This window comes from Arthrobacter sp. zg.Y820, from assembly GCF_030125555.1.
In the GTDB taxonomy this organism is placed as follows: domain Bacteria; phylum Actinomycetota; class Actinomycetes; order Actinomycetales; family Micrococcaceae; genus Arthrobacter_B.
The window spans coordinates 96,155-114,485 of sequence record NZ_JASKLX010000010.1 but is presented as its reverse complement, the minus strand read 5'-3'; the positions used below and the strand labels follow the sequence as shown (position 1 = coordinate 114,485).

At 64.0% G+C, this 18,331-nt stretch carries 14 protein-coding genes; 6 read left to right on the top strand and 8 right to left on the bottom strand.

Features of this window, described 5'->3' with window-relative positions; genetic code table 11:
- Nucleotides 1-62 precede the first annotated feature (62 nt).
- The 5 genes from ribH (at nt 63) to QNN99_RS12490 (ending at nt 10,425) form a co-directional block, all read left to right on the top strand.
- Nucleotides 63-545, top strand: a complete 483-nt coding sequence (ribH, locus tag QNN99_RS12510) for a 6,7-dimethyl-8-ribityllumazine synthase (protein ID WP_229966792.1) — start codon at nt 63-65, stop codon at nt 543-545.
- A gap of 208 nt (nt 546-753) precedes the next feature.
- Entirely contained in the window at nt 754-4,038 is a 3,285-nt protein-coding gene (locus QNN99_RS12505; protein ID WP_229966791.1) for a hypothetical protein, read from the top strand.
- Between the two features lie 31 nt (nt 4,039-4,069).
- The gene (locus tag QNN99_RS12500; RefSeq protein ID WP_229966790.1) at nt 4,070-8,932 is read left to right on the top strand and encodes a hypothetical protein; all 4,863 of its coding nucleotides are present in this window, start codon (nt 4,070-4,072) and stop codon (nt 8,930-8,932) included.
- Between the two features lie 152 nt (nt 8,933-9,084).
- Complete coding sequence (locus tag QNN99_RS12495; protein ID WP_229966789.1) at nt 9,085-9,939, top strand: SDR family oxidoreductase; 855 nt, start codon at nt 9,085-9,087, stop codon at nt 9,937-9,939.
- 48 nt (nt 9,940-9,987) lie between these two features.
- Complete coding sequence (locus tag QNN99_RS12490) at nt 9,988-10,425, top strand: DUF1801 domain-containing protein (RefSeq protein ID WP_229966788.1); 438 nt, start codon at nt 9,988-9,990, stop codon at nt 10,423-10,425.
- Nucleotides 10,426-10,563: 138 nt separating this feature from the next.
- Here the strand turns inward: QNN99_RS12490 and QNN99_RS12485 are convergent, their stop codons facing one another.
- From QNN99_RS12485 to argE, 8 genes are all read right to left on the bottom strand, one after another.
- Nucleotides 10,564-10,995: a dihydrofolate reductase family protein gene (locus QNN99_RS12485; protein ID WP_229966787.1), complete on the bottom strand. Its 432-nt coding sequence runs from the start codon at nt 10,993-10,995 to the stop codon at nt 10,564-10,566.
- 27 nt (nt 10,996-11,022) lie between these two features.
- Nucleotides 11,023-12,486 (bottom strand): MFS transporter, encoded by a 1,464-nt coding sequence (locus tag QNN99_RS12480; RefSeq protein WP_229966786.1) that lies wholly within the window; start codon nt 12,484-12,486, stop codon nt 11,023-11,025.
- Nucleotides 12,476-13,069, bottom strand: a complete 594-nt coding sequence (locus tag QNN99_RS12475; protein WP_229966785.1) for an SRPBCC domain-containing protein — start codon at nt 13,067-13,069, stop codon at nt 12,476-12,478. Before QNN99_RS12475 ends, QNN99_RS12480 begins: the two co-directional genes overlap by 11 nt.
- Nucleotides 13,066-13,389, bottom strand: a complete 324-nt coding sequence (locus tag QNN99_RS12470; RefSeq protein ID WP_229966784.1) for an ArsR/SmtB family transcription factor — start codon at nt 13,387-13,389, stop codon at nt 13,066-13,068. Before QNN99_RS12470 ends, QNN99_RS12475 begins: the two co-directional genes overlap by 4 nt.
- 167 nt (nt 13,390-13,556) lie before the next feature.
- Nucleotides 13,557-14,222 (bottom strand): Rossmann-fold NAD(P)-binding domain-containing protein, encoded by a 666-nt coding sequence (locus QNN99_RS12465; protein WP_229966783.1) that lies wholly within the window; start codon nt 14,220-14,222, stop codon nt 13,557-13,559.
- A 40-nt stretch (nt 14,223-14,262) separates the two neighbouring features.
- The gene (locus QNN99_RS12460; protein ID WP_229966782.1) at nt 14,263-14,400 is read right to left on the bottom strand and encodes a hypothetical protein; all 138 of its coding nucleotides are present in this window, start codon (nt 14,398-14,400) and stop codon (nt 14,263-14,265) included.
- A gap of 98 nt (nt 14,401-14,498) precedes the next feature.
- A complete protein-coding gene (locus QNN99_RS12455) occupies nt 14,499-15,773 on the bottom strand; it encodes an MFS transporter (protein WP_229966781.1) in 1,275 nt (424 codons plus the stop codon).
- 33 nt (nt 15,774-15,806) lie between these two features.
- Nucleotides 15,807-16,979 (bottom strand): acetylornithine deacetylase, encoded by a 1,173-nt coding sequence (gene argE, locus QNN99_RS12450; protein WP_229966780.1) that lies wholly within the window; start codon nt 16,977-16,979, stop codon nt 15,807-15,809.
- A gap of 438 nt (nt 16,980-17,417) precedes the next feature.
- On the opposite strand from argE, the gene QNN99_RS12445 reads away from it, so the two are divergent.
- Nucleotides 17,418-18,143 carry a GrpB family protein gene (locus QNN99_RS12445; protein ID WP_229966779.1) on the top strand — a complete coding sequence of 242 codons (726 nt, stop codon included), beginning with the start codon at nt 17,418-17,420 and terminating at the stop codon, nt 18,141-18,143.
- The last annotated feature ends 188 nt before the right edge of the window (nt 18,144-18,331 follow it).

The following is an 18,331-nucleotide window of genomic DNA, read 5'->3' as shown; positions in this document are numbered from 1 at the left end:
GGCCTTCTCCTTCTCCAACCACCTTCCCTACCAGCCACCTTCACTACCAAGGAGCAGAACCCATGAGCGGACACGGCGCACCCGATAATGACGTCAGCAGCATCAAGGCACAGGCACTGGAGATTCGTGTGGCCATCGTGGCCGCCAGCTGGCACACCGAGATCATGGACGGCCTGATTAACGGCGCCCTGCGCGCCGTGGACGACGCCGGGCTGACACCGAAGCTGATCCGGGTTCCCGGCAGCTTCGAACTCCCGGTGGCCGCCGCCCGGTTGGCACCGCACTATGACGCGGTGGTGGCGCTCGGCGTCGTCATCCGCGGCGGCACCCCGCACTTTGACTACGTGTGCTCGGCCGCGACCACCGGCCTGACCGATGTCAGTGTCCGCACCGGCACGCCGATCGGCTTCGGCGTGCTCACCTGCGACACCGAGCAGCAGGGCCTGGACCGTGCCGGCCTGCCCGGGTCGTCCGAGGACAAGGGCTACGAAGCGGTCGCTGCCGCGGTGAACACTGTGGCTGCGCTGCGCGGCGCCGGGGTCTAAGAAGGAGTGTCCCGGCGGCTCATCTCCGCTCCGACGGAAAGCCCGCCGTTCATCTGCCGAGGATGACCACTCCCGGGAAGAAAGCTTGGCAGTTGAAACACCATGCAGCCCCCGGCTATTGACTCGGTTTAGGGTGCTGAGGATCCTCAATTCTTACCTTCTCGAATGGCGGGGAGGCAGTTGGGGAACTTTCCGAGGACGGTGCCGCATGGGCCAGCCTGACGATGACTCACGAGACGAACAGGCAAGGGTGGACGCCCGCCTTTTGCGGACAGAGGACCTCATCAACCTGCGGTTGGAGGCGTTGGACTGCACTCTCGAACCAACTGAAGCCGGCAGCGAACTGGTGGCCGGTCCCGATGCCTCCCTTGTCTTGACTTTCCCGCCCCAGCATTTGGGTGAGGAAGCTTGGCCGGTGCATCCGGATCCGCCCGAGAAGCCCACGTTTCCCTCCCGCCATATCGCGGCTGGCCCTTCAAGGCTTGTTTATGCTGTCCCCGAGGGCACACGCATCCCCTTCACGCTTGCTCAGCTGCTCGAAGCGCTGCATGGACTGCACCTGCGCGTTTCACCCAACGCAACGCCTGCCGGACAGGCCGGCGACGGCGGACTACGGCCGCCGGCAGAGCTGGAGACGGCCATCGAAGCCCCCTACCACCTCATTGTGTCGCCGAGCGAGCGCGGGACTTTCCGACACCCCAGTCTTCCGCAGGGCCCGCCGGGTTCAGCAGAAATCTGGCGTACCCACCTTTCGGTGCGGCCGGACGCTGGGACAACCGATAACGCTGAACAGCACATTGTTCGCGCCTTATGGAACCGCGACGAAGACGCTCCGCCCCCGGGTTTCAGGCAGCCGCTGTCGCGGGAGGATCGTGATGCCCTGGTTGCCCAAACCAACGGCGGCGAGCCCGCCAATGCCCGGACTCCGCTGCAGGTCAGCCATCTGTCACTGTCAAGTCTGGGCGCGTGGTTCGACTGGAAACAGTCCTGGGAGTTCCCGGCAACCATCGTCGACTACCGCCATCAGGCTTATATGGGCCGGGACGGATATGTGCGGGTGGTGTATCCGGGATTCCTGTTCCCCTTCGGCCACCGGTGCGTGCTGGTGGAAGTTACCGAGCGTGAGGTCAAACACCGCGATAACCCAGTGGCCTACCTATGGACGCGCTGGTTCATCATGGTGCGCCAGCCAACCCGGTCCTATCCCGAGGCGGACCGGGACAATCCGTTCGGACTCGTCACCATCAGTCCGCTTGTCACGCCTGACCTGGATCCGCCGTCCGGGGACCAAGAACCGTTCATACCCACACGCGGCGGAGTTCCGTTCGCCTTTACGCTCAACACCGCGGACCGTGGAGGAATGGTGTCGTCCTGGGCCGCGCCGCTGGTTTTTGTGCGAGCGGGCATGGACGAGGGCCAGGTTTTCCTGACAAATCCCGAAAAGGCGTCGTCGACATATTTCCAGGTGAGACGGATCCAGGGGCGCGGGCAAGGCCTCGCCGCAGCAAAACCGGTCAAGGCCGGAGATACTTCCGTTGAGGTCGTGCACCTGATCTTCGACGGGGAGATCGACGTCGACAATGTGACCAGCAGGCCGTTCCTCACCGAGGCGAGAGCCATCCTCCCATCAATGCGGCACCTGGCGCCGCAGGCGCCCGCCGTCGACGTTGAGTTCGCTAAACCGTACCTCGATCACGGACTACCACCCCGGGAGCTCGACGGAAAACCGGTGCCCGGTACGCCCAATGCCGGCGAACTCATCCTCAGGCTCAAGGACAAACCGGCCGCAATAGATTTCAGCAGCGGATCGGACCGGTCCGGGGGATTCGTTGCACCCAATGTCTTGGTGAAAGGCATCTCACGTGCGTTTGGAGCCGTTGGCGAGAGCGGCGACGTCCCCTCCGCGTTCGACTCCGGCACCTTTGACCCCAAGTCTTTCCTGTCAGGGGCGGCGCCCAAGCTGTTCGGTCTGTTCAGCTTGCTCGACCTGCTCAAGACGGCGGGTTTCGATGAGACCCCGGCCTTTGTATCCGACGCAATCGATGCCGTCACCAAGCTGCTCACCGAAGCCCAACGCCTTCGAAAAGCACTCGACGGGGCGCAGGCACGCCTTGCAGACGAGGTGGCCCAAGCCGCCCACAGCGGTGCGCAGGCCGTCGCAGAGCATGCCAAGGAACAATTGGAGGCAAGGGCCGGATCACTGAAAAATGACCTCGACGAGCTCATCGGAGCCGTTGCCGGGCTGCTCGAAACCCCGGGGGCGGACAACGCTGTCGCCGTGAGAGAAGGTGCCAGTGCAGTTGCCGCGCACCTGCAGACTTTCCTCACCGATGTCAACGTGCCCGGCATTCCCGTGGCAGTCCGCACGGCGCTGGAGAAGCCGGCCCGCACGCTGGAAACTCTCACAGGCATGGCCCGGGATGCTGAAGGACTCGCACAGTTGCTGCAGGGCCTGGCCGGGGGGCAGATCACCACACGGCTTCACTGGGAACCGGCCATTCAAGCCTGGCGAACGCCCGGCTCGTCGGGGGTGCCCAACGTCTTCAAGCCCAAAAACGAACAACACGCATTGCGCATCGATGTTGAGGTCCGGTCCTCGGCGAGTGGGCCGCCGGGGGTGGACATCGCCGCAGAAATCGTTGACTTCGACCTCAACCTGATCGGTGACGGACCCACAGGGCTGATGAAGCTAATGTTTCGGCGTCTTGGGTTCCACGCGGGCTCGGACGGCAAGACGGAAGTCGACATTGTTTTTGGCGGCATCAGCTTCCTCGGGCCGTTGTCCTTTATGGACCGGCTGCGCGAGCTCATCCCGTTTGATGGGTTCTCGGACCCGCCCTACGTGGATGTCGCACCGGCAGGGGTGACGGCCGGATTCGACCTCACGCTGCCGAACGTAGCCATCGGTGTATTCAGCTTGGAGAACATCTCGCTGGGCGCCGATGCCCGTGTCCCGTTCCTCGGGGATGCACTGACGGTGGGGTTCTATTTCTGCACCAAGGACGCCCCGTTCCGACTCACTGTCATGGCCATTGGCGGCGGCGGATGGCTGGCGCTGCGCGCCTCACCCAAAGGCCTGGTGCTGTTGGAGTTGGGCCTGGAGGCTGCAGCGTCCCTTTCGGTGGACCTCGGCGTGGCATCGGGGTCGGTTTCCATCGCAGTTGGCGTCTACCTCCGGCTGGAGGCTGACAACGGCATGTTGGCCGCGTACTTCCGCATCCGGGGCGAGGTGGAGGTGCTCGGCCTCGTCAGTGCATCCATCACGCTGGAGCTCTCACTCACCTACCACTACGAGACCGGCAAGCTGATCGGCAGGGCCTCACTGGTGGTCGAGGTCGAGGTGTTGTTCTTTTCGGCTTCCGTGGAGATCACGGTGGAACGCAAACTGGCGGGCTCGAAAGGGGACCCGACGATGTACCAGATCATGCCGCCCGATGAAGACGGCATGAATGCCGACTGGGCACGATACTGCGACGCATTCGCACCGGCCTAACCGCTTGCACCGGCCCACTTGAGGAGAGCCAATGCCCACCACCGTCCTGGCGACCGCGCTGCCGCATTCTCTGGCCGACGACGTGCCGTTTCAGCTCACTGTTTTCTTTACCCACAAACTCACCGGCGGGGGCACAGCACTGTCCGACTTTCCCGCAGCGGCAGACTGGGTCGGATCCCTCGCCGGATGCACCTTATCCCTCAATACCTCACTTGACCCGGACGTCAGCCTGCCGCTGCGGATCGTCTCCACCCCCGACGCCGCTGCTTGGTCCGCCGTGCTGCCGCCGGAGACCCCGGTCGCTGCCTTCCCGGTACCATCGCTGTCCGGCGAACCCTGGCGCAGCAACCCCGCGAGCCGCACGAGCGACCACGCGGTAGACCTGCATCTTGCCGCCATCAGTGCGTCGCCGACGCTCCGCCCCGGCGTGGCCGGTGACCCGATTTCCCTCGGACTGCTGGAGACCCTCGCCAACCTGGACCAGGGCGGTCCGCTGAGCCGGCTGCTCGCCGAGGCCCCCGCCCGAGCCCGGTACCGCATGCTAGGCGCGGGGCGGCAGTTGGCGGATGCACTCACCACCATTGGCCCGCTGACCGAACCGGACGAACTCGACCCACGGCAGTGGCGAGAAGGCGAGGTGCCCCCACCGCCGGATTACAAGTCAACAATTGAGGAACAATTCTCGCCGGTCCAGATCCTGCTGGACGACCCCGACGCCGACCTGCGGGTCACCGCGCAGCTGGACGCGCTCGTCGGGCAGGATCTCTCAGGCGACCCGCAGCTCCGGCTGATTGTTGATGCGCACGCGATGCGCCGATACTACGAACGACCCGAACAACCGCAACAGCAACCCCGCGCCGTGCCCGACCCCGGGGCGCCGCCGACGCCACGGCCTGAGCTCCCCGAGCGGGATTTCCACGCCAGGGCCGCATCCTTCGGATCCACGCCGGCACTGTTACGCCGGCTCGGCCTCGCGGTTGACGTCGTTCTGGACGGCCTCGACGCAACAGCGGCCAGGGCAGCGCTGGCCGGGGCGACGTGGGTAAGCGTGAGCGTCGCTTCCCAGGTTCCCGACCTTGACGTGCTCCCACCACGGCGTACGGCAGTCACCGTGGACGGTGCCGTGTTCGCGGCAAGATCCAGCGATGCCTGGGTTGGCGGGGCGCTGCCGCTGGGAGATGACGAATGGGTTGTCCTCGATACTGACCCCGACGCCTCCGGGCTCAAACTCGACCAGCATGCACGCAACCTCGCACGCCAGTACGTGAGCGAGGCGAACGGTGATCCTGCCACGTCGGCTCCCGGAACCCTGCGTGCCACGGGCTTCGCCCTGGCCCAACGCGACCGGGCCGCCGCCCTGCGTGAACGCGTGCGGGTAGCCGAGGAGCTGGCCGCCGACGACGGTACCAGGGAACTGCTGCTGGATGACCTGGTGCGCGGGATCCGGCTCGAGGTGTGGGATGACAGGTCCGGCCAGTGGCACAGCCTGCACCGGCGCCGGGTAACCGTGACCGGCGAACCCGCCGGCGTGCGCATCCTCGATGACACGCCCGACGTCGGTTTCCTCCAGCTCTCGGCGCTCAACCGGGCGCCCGGTGACACATCAAACGGGTACTATCTGCACGAAGTTCTGGCCGGCTGGGACGGCTGGAGCCTGTCCGCTCCACGGCCCGGACTGACCATCGTCCACGTGGAACCTCCAGGCCCCGGCGGGGCCACCGAAGTCGTGGTCGACACCCCGCCGGACCCGCCGCTGGACGGCGCGCAGATCACGGCACGGACAGAGCCGAAATCACTGCCAAGATTGCGGTACGGGACTTCTTACAGCTTCCGCGTTCTCGCAGTTGACCTTGCGGGCAATTCCGTTCCCCAGATTCCGGCTGGGAGCCGTTCCGAGCAGCCGGTACCCGAAGAGGCCGCGGTCAGGCAGGCGCGCACACATCTGGACCGGTTGCGGGAGAGCTATGCCAAGCGCGACCGGACCAGCCTGGCAGCTGTGCGCCGTAACGCAACCGTTGACTATCTGCGCACCCTCGAGCAGCCGTCCAGCATTTTCCCGCTGGCCACTGAGTTGCTGTCCGGAAACCCCCGAATCGACTCGAGGCTGCAGGACCTGGTCTCGGCCGCCACCGGTGAGGAGACCGGTGCGTCCACCGTCCAACGCCAGTTCGAGGCCGCGGCGTCTGCCGCTCGCATCCTCGCTGAATCGCGCGACATACCCCGGGTCCGTCCGCAATTGCGGATTGACCCTGCGGAATTCGCGAAGCTCGCCCGCCATGACGACCTCGTGCTGCCCGAACACCTGCGCCTTCCCACGCGGTACACCGTCACCACCCCGCGACCATACCTGCGCTGGGAACCTGTCCCCGCGCCGGTCCTCGTCCCGCGCCGCAAACTTGGCACGGGAGAACAAACGGGCCACCTGGTCGTGCGCAGCGGTACCCCGGGGGCATCCGGCCCCGATGCCCAGTCCTCGGCCGAGCGGCACATCGCGCCGCCCAAGGCAACACAGCTCGAAGCCGAGGCCGCCGGCCGCTTTGACGCTGCGATCGGCACCGGTGATGCCGCAGCGATCCGGCGCCTCTACGCGGTGGCGCTGGCGGAACGCGGGACTCTGCTGGACCAGTTTGTGCCCAGCACCCAGGATCCGCGGTTGGAGGAGGAACAATCGGGAATCACCCTGGTGGACCGTCCGGGTGCGGATACGGCGTCGGCGCAGCGTGCGACTCTCGCGGACATCACTGCCGACCGGGGCATCCCCATCGGAGAGGGGCAGTACGTTGTGCACGACACGGACGCTTTGCGCCTGCCGTATCTGCCGGACCCGCATGCCACCGGTGTGTCGCTGGTGTTCTACGAGGCGGGCTCGCCCCACCTGATGCCGGAACCTCGCGTTCTGCAGTCCGTCACCGTACCGTACCCGGGAGAATGGCCATCCCTGCGGCCGCTGCGGCTTGTCGTGCAGCCGGGTGAGGTGCTGGGTGCGCAGGTGGAGGGACACGAGGTCCGGGTGACGCTGCCGCCGGGCGAACAGGTCCGGGTCGCCGTTTCAAGCACGCTCGGTGAAGGAGACCTGGAGCAATTTGGGTTGTGGCGTTCTCACTTGGCCAGCGTCGTAGATCCCGCTGACGGCTACACCCCTGACGAACTCGTGGCTTCCGTGGCTTTGGCACGTGCAGCAGCATCGGGCTGGACCTGGTGGCTCACCCCGTCGACAGGGATCCGCCTCGTACATGCCGTCCCGGCCCCCGTACGGCCGCCGGCGCTGCGTGACCTGAGCGTGCTCCTGCGTCCACCGGGACGGGCAGTTGCCGCGTTCAGCGGGCTGGTTGACGTGCACGGGTCCAGTACGGACACGCTGGTCATCCGCGCCGGCTGGACCGAAATGGTCGATGACGTGGCTGCCGACGGACCGCAGGAGGTAACGAAGTCCGACGTCGTGGTCCGCTCCCAGGCCGGAGAGAAGGAACGGACCGGGGTGCTGTTCCTGTACGACTTCCTGCCATCCGGTCCGCTTTTCCGAGCGATCGAGAGTGTCGGGTTCCACAAGATGCTGCAGACGTTCCCGGACACCCACTACCGCCGGGTGACCTACCTGCCGAGCGGGGTGTCCCGCTTCGCAGAGTTCTTTGAACCGTCAGAGCTGCCTTCGGATCCGGTCGTGGGCGAAGCCGTGGTGCTGGACATTCCCTCCTCCGCCCGCCCCGCCGCCCCGGTAGTGCTGGAAACAGTGCCGCTGCTGCGCTGGCAGGAACAGGCGGAGCCGGGCCAGCCCATGGCATGGCGGAAGGTGCGGCAATCAGGGGTGCGTGTCTGGCTGGCACGCCCATGGTTCTCCTCCGGTGACGGAGAGTTGCTCGGGGTGCTCGTATTCGATCCGCACGAATGGGTGCGGAAGGACGGTTCGTGGACACAAGTCCTCAAGGAGGATCAGGCGCCTGATGGGGCCACGAGCCTCTGGGCTGCGGATCCCATCATCCAGCATGGCGGCACCGTAAAGGATCCGACCGTTCCGCCGCTTCTCACCTTCGAGCAGTTGGTTCTCGACGTCGTCGAAGCCGAGGCCGAGAAAAGCGACCTCCGGCCCCCGCTGGGTGGCCGAGTTCCCGGGGGACGTGACCGCGGCTGGCCTGACGGCCCCGGCCATCCCGTCGCCGTTGCCGACTCCGTGCCCCTGATGGACGTTCGGAAGCACCCGGCCGTACGGGTGCTGGGATACCGGCCGGAATATGACCATGCGTCCAAACGCTGGTTCGTTGATATCGCATTTCAGGAGACACCGGCGCTCTGGCCGTTTGTTCAGCTTGCTCTGGCCCGGTACCAGCCGCACGCCATTGAAGGCCGCACCCTCTCACCCGTTGCGTTGACCGGCTGGGTGCAGCCGCTGCCAGCCCGAACGCTCACCGTGAGCCGACCGGATCGCAGGCATGCGCACGTGACGCTTACCGGGATCGTGAATTGGTTGCGGTGGGATCCGGAGTCCACCTCCACCCTTGCCGGGGAGCAGCTAAGTGCCGACAGCCCGACCGGCGACGCCGCCCTCCGGGCGGCCCGCCTGCAGCAAAGCAGGACCGTTCACGCCACGGTGCAGAGTCTTCCCCAAGGATCCGGAGACCTTGAATGGGAAAGCCGCGGGTCGGTAACTCTGGCTGCGGTATATCTGGAGGAGTCCGGCGGCTACCGGGCGACCTGGTCGGGGTCGATCCTGCTGCCCGGCAACGCGGTGACGCCGGAAACGGATGCGGGTTCCCCGCCGTTGCGCCGGCCCGGCATGGTGGAATCTTCGTGGCGGCTCCTTGTCGAAGAGCATGAGCTGCTTAACGCCGATTCGGAAATTCCAGGGCAAGATGCCGTCGTCCCGAGGCTTGTCTACGCCGACGTTGTTCCGCTCTAGGCGCCTCGGCGGCTGAATGTCTCCGGCGGTTCGGTCGGGTGTGCCGCGGGACGCAGGTTCAGGTGGTCTCTGGCGGAGCAGGGGCGGACGGTTGAAACTCTAAACCAAAGGCCAATTCCGCGGCCGGCCATCAGCGACGGCAGGATGATCCCATGGGTGAGCAAGAGTCCGAACAGAAGGTCTGGTTCATTACCGGCGCCAGCCGCGGCATGGGGACCAGCATCGCCCGGGCAGCGCTGGCCGCCGGACACGCAGTGGTCGCCACGGGCCGCAACCCGGAGAAGGTGGTCCAAGCGGTGGGCAGCGGTGAGGACCTGTTGGCAGTGAGGCTTGACGTAGCTGACCCCGAGGAAGCCGGGACGGCCGTTCAAGCCGCCGTTGAACGGTTCGGCCGAATCGACGTCCTGGTGAACAACGCCGGGAACTTCAATGCAGGTTTCTTCGAGGAGATGACGCCGGAGGACTTCCGGGCCCAGATTGAAACCACGTTCTTCGGCCCGGTACACGTGACGCGTGCCGCGCTGCCGGTCATGCGGGCCCAACGCTCGGGCCTGGTTGTCATCATTTCCTCGACCGCGGGAATCGCCGGCGGGGAGTTCCAGACCGCCTATGCGGCGTCGAAGTTCGCTGTGGAGGGGTGGGCCGAGTCGCTGGCCCCCGAGGTGGCCCCGTTCGGCATCCGCACCATGCTCGTGGAGCCGGGGTTCTTCCGCACAGAATTGCTCACCCCGGAATCCACGCACTACGCGGCGTCCACCATCGAGGACTACGCCGAGCGCACCAAACAGACCGTGGCCGCGTGGCGCAGCATGAACGGGCGGCAGGGCGGGAACCCGGACAAACTCGCCGCCGCACTCCTCCGCCTGGCCGAGCTGGACGTACCGCCGCTGCGGTTCCCGGCCGGCGCGGACGCCGTCGGCGTCTTTGAAACCCGGGCGAAGGATCTCCAAGGCCAGGCTGCGGCGCACCGCGACCTCTCCAGTCATCTGGGCTACGACGACGCCTGACCGGGGCTGCAGGGATGAGCTGTAAACAACCCAACGAGGAGGCGCATCATGGAACCGACCACAGGCAGCGTTAACGACTTCCTAAACGGGGTCGCGTCGCCCGTGCGGCGGCGCGACGCCCACACGCTCGTCGAGCTGATGAGCCGGATCACCGGTGAGCAACCCGCCATGTGGGGTCCGAGCATCGTTGGTTTCGGCAGCTACCACTACAAGTACGCCAGCGGGCGGGAGGGCGACGCCGGTGCAGCGGGATTCTCGCCGCGCAAGGCCGCGACCACTGTCTACCTGCCCGACGGCGTCGGCGCCCACACCGAGCAGCTGGCCCGGCTCGGGGAGCACACGACGGGGGAGGGCTGTCTTTACCTGAAGGACCTGAGCAAAATTGACCTTGGGGTGCTTGAAGACATCATCACCGAGTCCTATCAGCGTGTGACCGCCGGAACGTTCGGTCAGCGCGCGGCTGATTCGGATCACTCCAAAGGATGATCCATGGGCGAGCTGAAACCTGAACAGCCGGGGAGGTGGCTGGGCGGGGCTTACCCGATGATGCGGTAGGCGAGAATTAGGTAGCCGTTCGGTGAGATCACGTTGCGGAGCGGAGCGAGGCGGATCGGCGGCAACCCGTCAAGGAGCTCGGCCCGTGCCGGCGATCGCAGGCGCGATCACCAACCTGAGCTCGTCGGCCACGCCTGCGGTCAACAGTGCCTGCGCCACCGAGATGCTGGCGTGGACGCCGATTTCGCCGCCGGGGCGATCTTTCAGATCTCGCACGAAGTCGACCAGCCCTCCGTCGATCGCACTCGCTTTGGCCCACTCGGAGCCGAGCGGCGTGGATGTCGCCACGTACTTTGGGACTGAGTTGATGAATGACGCGAAAGGCTCAATCTCGCTATCCGGCCAGAACCCAACCCATTCGTCGTAGCTGCGCCGGCCCAGAATGACAGCGTCTTGAGCGGCGATCCAATCGGCGTTGGCGGCATCCACTGCGTCGTCCCATTCTGTGAAGAAAGAAGGGGGATTTTCGGCGACACCGTCGAGAGACAGCAACTCGCACACGACTACTTTCCTCGAACTCATGACATTTCACGGCCCTTCGGCTGATATGGGTTGCGCCGCGGACTTCTCGACCAGGGCAGTGGCGCCGACGCCCGCTAAGGCCATGCTGAGGGAAGCGATAACCAGGGCACAACCGAAGCCTGCAAGTTCGGCCTCGCCAGGGGATGTTCCGGCCGCTCCGACGTCGGACGCGTACTGTACGGCGATACTCACGAATATCGCGAGGCCGAGTGCCGCACCGGCGTGCGTCATCGTGGCTTGGATCCCCGACCCGAGTCCCGCGTCCTGCTCGCTGACGCCGGACAGCGCCGCCGTCGTCATCGTGGGCATAAGGATGCCTTGGCCGAGACCGACGACAGCCATGCTGGGGACAACCTGCGACCAGTAGCTGGCGTCCGGCGCCAGGAGCACAGCGGTCAGTCCCAGGCCGACGGCGGTGACGGCGCAGCCTGCAGTCAGGATCGTCCGCAGGCCCAGGCGGGGAATCAGAACCGAGCCGAAGGCGAGACCCGCACCGATTGCGATACCGATCGGCAGGTAAGCGAGCCCGGCGGTCAGCGGTGTGTAGTGAAGAGTGCCCTGCAGATACAGGCTCAGGATGAACAGGAAGGATCCGAAGGCGGCCGCGTTTACCAGTGTCACGGCGTTGGCAGTGAGCCGGGTCCGGTGGGCGAAGAAGGCCAGCGGGATCAGCGGGCGGCGGCTGCGGGCCTCGACGAGGAACATCAGCACAAGCAGCAGTGCGCCGACGGCGAGCGGGACCGCGACCTCCGGCGTCGCCCAGCCGTCCTCGGATGCCTTCAGCAATGCATAAATGACGGCGGCAAGCCCGATGGTTCCCGCGAGCACGCCGGAGAACTCCGGCCGCGTGGCCTGCGTCATCCGGCTCTCGCTCAACAGGCGGGGTCCGAGCAGAACCACCAGGAGGGCAACCGGGACGGCGAGGAGGAACACGTAACGCCAGTTCAACACGTCGGTGAGCACCCCCGAGATGACGGTTCCGGTCACGCCGCCGATCCCGGCGAGTACGCCCCAGATGCCGAATGCTTTTGCGCGTTCCGTTGTCTCCGGGAAGAGCACGACGATGAGTGCGAGTGCTGCGGGTGCGGCGATCGCATCTCCCATCCCCTGGATCACCCGGCCGGTGACGAGGACCCATCCCGCCGGCGCGAGACCGGCGACCATGGAGCCCGCGGCGAAGACGATGACCCCTGTGAAGAACATTCGCCGCCGGCCGACGAGATCGGCGATCCGTCCGCCCAGGAGCAGCAGACCTCCTGCGGTCAGTGCGTAAGCGTCCACGACCCAGACCAGATGTGCCGGGCCGAGGTCGAGGTCAGTGCCGATGCGGGGAAGGGCGATGTTCACAACGGTGAGGTCGAGGACAAGCAGGAACTGCATGGCCGCCAAAACGCCGAGGGCCTTCCATCGGTGTGGATCGGCCGGCGCCGCGGGGACACCGTTCAGTGCGGGACGCTGTTCAGGTTTCATCGCTGCTTCCCCGTCCGGGATCCTCCCGCAGGGTCCGCCCGGTCTCGAGAAGACTCTTCAAATCGCGCAGCATGTACGGATGGCCTCCGCCCGCACCCAGGGGTTCGAAGCGTCCGCTCACCACTGCGGCCATGTGCGGAGCTCCGAGGAGATCGTGCGTTACGGTCAAGCGGGAGCGGCCATCCAACAGGCGTTCGATCTCATATCGCACCTCGGTGGGAGGCTCATCGGCGGAGTCCGGATCAATCAGGAAGCGCATTTTCGTCGCCAGCAATGAGGGCGGATCGTAGGCGGTGACGACACCCTCGATGATGATGTCGGGCGCGGGAACCGTGCCGTCTCCGGCAACAACGCGAAGGTGCGGCGGCTTTTCGACAAAGTAGCGGCCTCCCACCCGTGCCTCGGCCACAGCACGTCCGCCGTAGCCATAGCGTGCTGTCCAATCGGGATCGGTGATGGCCTCCCAAATGCGCTCGGGGGAGGCTGCGATCTCGATTCTGTATATCTGGGTCGTACCGTGGCGGCGTGATGCGGCCAGATCTTCGTCGCGCAATGCCGGCACAACAGGAGCGTCGTCATTCATGGTTGATCCTCCAATGCCTCTTCCAGCTCGGTCAGCGCCCCCACGCGCCCGGCCGTGTACTTGTCGATCCAGCGATCGTGGATGAGGCGGATGGGCACGGGGTTCAGGTAGTGCAGCTTCCACCGCCCGGATTTTTGAGTCGTGATGAGTCCGGCCTGCTCCAGTACACCGAGATGTCGCATCACGCCGAACCTGGTGAGGTCGATGTCGCGCATCAGTTCCGCGAGGCTCTGCCCGTCGCGGACAAACAGCCGATCCAGCAGCAGCCGTCTCGTGGAGTCGGCCAGTGCTTTGAAGACCAGTTCGTCGTCGTCGATCATGCGACTACCGTAGGTGTCGGTTTTGTCACGTGTCTATAGAGTCACCTATAAAGTTTTTCGGAAAGGAAAAGGCGGCGCGCGCCGATCGACGCGCGCCGCCGTTACAGTCGAGGCCGATGGCGCCCAGTGTTGCGCTCCGGCTTACGTCCGTTGCCGCAACTGAACGGTCAAACCCACGAGCGCAGAGTCTCGAGCAGCGGTTCGGTCGGACGGCCAATCAGTTTGGACAGCTCGCCCGGGGTTGATGCCATGGCGCCGTCGCGCAGGTTGGCGTTGAGCATCCCCAGGAATCCTGCGGTTCCCTCATCCAAGCCGAAGGCGAGCAGCTGCTCGCGCTCCTGTTCCGGCGTCAGGGCTTGGTATCGGACCGGGGTGCCGAGCGCCTCCTGTGCAGGTGTGGCGAAGTCCGTGTAGTCCCAGGCGGCATCGCCGGAGAGTTCGTAGGCCTTGGCCTCATGGCCGGGCGTGCTGAGCACCACGGCGGCGGCTTCGGCGAAGTCCCGGCGCGGTGCGGTGGCAATCCGGCCGGCTCCGACGCTGTTGGCGATGACGCCGTTCTGTCGCGCGCTCTCGAATTCCTGCCGGTGGTTGTCGGTGTACCAGCCGTTGCGCAGGATCGTGGTCGGCGCTTCGATGGCCGAGGTGTAGATCAAATGCCGCACACCGGCGGTCTTCGCGGCGTTGATGGCGTTGGCGTGCTGTCGAAGCCGCCGTCCGGGCTCGCTCATGGAGATGAGCAGGACCTTTTCGACGCCGGCCAGCACGGCCGCCGTGGTCGACGCCGGCCAGCACGGCCGCCGTGCCGTCAGGGTCGGCCAGATCAAGGTCGACATGCGCGGTGCGCAGGCCGGAGTGGTGCTGTGGTGCTGCAGCCTAGTTGCTGATGGCGGGGGCGGCGTTCAGGTAGGTCTTGTCATCGACCTGTGCGGCGGTGAACGCGACCTGCATGCCCTGGCGGGTCCGAGCAGCAGGACAAAGGCCCCGCAGGCAGAACACGATGACATGAGCCATGTGACCCCACAACGGCAAAGGCCCCACTTCGCTGCAAATTGACAGAGAAATGGGGCCTTCTTGGGATTGGAAGTGAACCAATCGTTGACGCTCAGTCCTTAGGGCTGGTTGTAACGCGTCCGCACGAAGAACAGTCCCACCAGAGAAATCACGGAGATGGCCATATAGTACAAACCCGGTGCGCTCAGCGACCCGGTGATATTCAACAGCCAGGTCAGCACCAGCGGCGCAATACCACCCAGCAGCGTCACCCCAACGTTATAGGTGATTGCCAGCCCGGTTCCTCGAATCGCTGCCGGGAACAGCGAGGAGAGCAAAGCAGGAAGCGGTCCAAAGTAGAACGCCATAATCACGCCAAGTAAGCCGATGACGAGCACAAGTGTTGGAACCGTTGGCGTGGTGACCAAGAGTTGGAACAGTGGCCAAGCAAGGAGCAGGGCGCCGATTGCCGCAAAGGTCATCACCTTTGCGGGCCCGACACGGTCCGCTAGATGACCAACAAACGGCACGCCCACGAGGGTGACAAGACCGGCGACCATGCCGCCAAGGAATGCCGCGGTTGCGGGGATCTCCAAGTTCGTCACGGCAAACGTCGGCATGTAGAGAATCATGTAAACGGAGATTGTTGCAACACCAATGACAGCCGAACCGGCAAGAAGGCGCCCATAATGATTCACGATCAATGTCTTGACCGGAGAGGATACCTTTTCGCTTTGAATGAAATCCTCGGTTTCCGAGAGCCTGGCGCGTATGTAGAGTCCCACCGGGCCAATGAGCAGGCCGACGAAGAACGGCACACGCCAGCCCCAGCTATTCAGCGCCTCTTCGGAGAGCCCTTCGGTCAGCGCGAAGCCAAAGCCTGAGGCCATCACCATTGCGGCGCCTTGGCTTGCCACCTGCCAGGAGGAATAAAACGCTTTCTTATGTGGTGCCGTCTCAATCAGAAATGCAGTTGCAGTGCCAAATTCGCCACCCGCGGAGAAGCCCTGGATGAGGCGTGAGAGCAGGATAATGACCCCGCCCCACATGCCAACCATTGCGTAGGTGGGTGCCAGCGCCATGATCAGCGTGCCGACCATCATCAGCATAAGGGTCAGTGTTAGGGCATTCTTGCGTCCCTTGCGGTCCGCGTAACTACCCAGCACCATGCCGCCCAGTGGGCGGATGAGGTAGGAAATCGCAAAAGTGGCAAAGGTTAGGATCAGTGCGAATACCGGGTCCGAATCCGGGTAGAAGTTCTTAGCAATGACGGTTGCGAAGGTTGCGTAGACGATGATGTCGAACCACTCAAGGGCGGCACCAATCGAACTACTAATCACCGCCTTCTTAGCGTCTTGAAGTTGCTTCGGGGTTATCGTCGGTGGTGCGCTCATGAGGTGCTCCTGGTGGGCGTAAGGGTTGGCAGACTAGGCGGTGAGTGCTTCCACCAGGTTGTCGATGAATGATTCGCACACGGCGATCTGTTCCAGGGTGATAAATTCATCAGGTGCATGCGCCTGGGCAATGTCACCGGGGCCGCATACAACCGTGGGAATGCCCGCGTTGAAGAACAATCCCGCCTCGGTGCCGTAGGTTGCCTTATCCGGGCTTGGCGTTCCACCGAGTTCGGCCGCCAAGGAGACTATCGAGGCCTCGGCGGGGGTATTTAGCCCGGGAGTCTGGGCCAGCACTGCGAATTGGACGCGTGCTTCGGGGCTCTGGGCCTTCATGATCCCTTCAATGCGTAGTGCTTCGGCACGGAAGATTTCAATGAGCGCTACCGGGTCATCGGCGCCGATGGAGCGGAATTCAAAGTGTAGTGTGCATAATGCTGGGATAGTGTTTACCGCGATACCGCCCTGAATTTGGTTTACGGTGGTGGTGGTGTAGGGGACGATGAAGGCTTCATCGGAGGCGCCGGCACTGGCGAATTCCTTGGCCTTGGCATCAACAAATGCCGCAAAGTCTGCGGCCGCGGAAATCGCATTGACTCCAAGAGTGGTCAGTGAGGAATGTGCTGCAATACCGTGAAAATCTACCTTGATGACGTTGACCGATTTGTGCCCCCGCACCACGCGCATGGATGTGGGCTCGCCCACGATGGCGCCGCGCGGCTTCAGGCCATCGGCGGTGATAGCCGCTACCAAGTCAACCGCTCCAATGCAGCCAACTTCCTCATCGTAGGAGAAGGCCAGATGGATGGGTTCACTGAGTTTGGCCGCGACCATTGAGTCGAGTTTGGCCATCACCACGCCAATAAAGGATTTCATGTCACAGGCGCCCCGGGCATAAAGCTTGCCGTCGCGTATCTGAGGGGTGAACGGATCGGAGCTCCAGTCCTGTCCGTCAACCGGAACAACATCGGTGTGCCCGGAGAGCAAAATGCCGCCGGTCCGCGTGCCATCGCCTGCGGGAATGGTTGCCAGCAGATTTGCCTTCTGCCCGGTTGCATCGTGGATGAGCTTTGATTCGATGCCTAGAGCATTGAGGCGTTCACCCACGTAGTCGATAAGCGGGAGATTGCTGTCGCGGCTGACTGTTTCAAAATTAATCAGTTTGGTGATTTCTTCAAGCGTTGCATCGCTCGGTGTAGGTGGCATGTTTGTACTCCTGGTGTTCATCGAGGCAACCGCTCAGATTTCCGCATTTTCCGCGAACGGCTAGCCGAGAGTCTGTCATTATGGGCCATCCTTGTCACACTGTTCCGAATTCATGACGTCATACTGTCCTTGAACACCACGGACTTTTTCATACACTGCACACCAGTTCACACGTTGAGGTTTTTGGGCCGACAGTCGGCATTTCCATGATGCCGGTTTCAAGAATCCGCTGCCGCGCCTAGCGAATATTCGATTCCAGGAGCTTTGGGAGGTCCGGGTGCTTTCCGGGTCGAGTGCCAGACCTCAAGCAGTCACATCCCAGCCGGAGCTGTTCAACCATTTTCGAAGTATTGACGCCCACACGGATTCCCGGGGAACTTCCTCATTGAGAATCCTTTCGTGCACTATTGTCCGGCTCAGGCCGGCGAGAGGTGCCCGTTGAAGAAGGTCCTGTTTAGGAACCCAAGCCGCCGGCCTTGGGCTACTCTGCGAAGATGCAAATGTGAAAAGAGCCGGAAGCCGCGCCGTCCAGACGGCACATCAGTCGAGCTCGTCGGTGGTCCTGAGAAGTATGAGCTGGGGCTCTGCAGCCACGACGACAAATGGGCAGACACTTATTTCGATCATCGACGACGGATTAGTGATGCTTTGGGAGGTGAGTACTTCGAGATCGAACATATCGGTTCCACCTCTGTCCCGGGATTGGCAGCCAAGCCAATCATCGACATCGTGGTCGCAGTGGACGACATCACGGCCGAGGAGGACTACCTCGACCCGCTTCTGGCAGCCAGGTACGAACTGCGGGTCCGAGAACCACGGCACCGGTTAGTACGTACACAGGAACGTGATGTTCACGTTCCTGTATACGAACGGGATGATCCTGCAATCGGCGAGTATCTACTTCTTCGCGATCATTTGCGTCGCAACGTAGAGGACCGTGTCCTCTACGAGAGAACCAAGAGAACTCTGCTCGAGAAGCAGTGGGACGATATGAATGACTATGCCGAGTCCAAGACCGAAGTCATCCTGGCGATCAACGGTGCGGTCCGGGACTTCGACCACACCGATCTGCACATGCTGCTGTATGCCAACGGCGGTCTCGTTGGCGATGCCCAGTCGGAGGCGCCGCTGGCATGGAGGCGCTTCGGCGAATACATACTGTAGGCCTTCCGGGAACCGGGCAGCGAGCCGCTGACCCCGCCGCCGGCACGCTGGACCCGGGAGCTGGCTCAGGGGGGAGTAGCTCCAGGGCCTGGTTTGGTCCGTTCCGCCCTCGCCGCGCACAGGTTCCCACTGTTTGTTCACTGCTGGGGCGGGTGGGGTCGCAACAGTCACACCAGTCACGAAGGCTG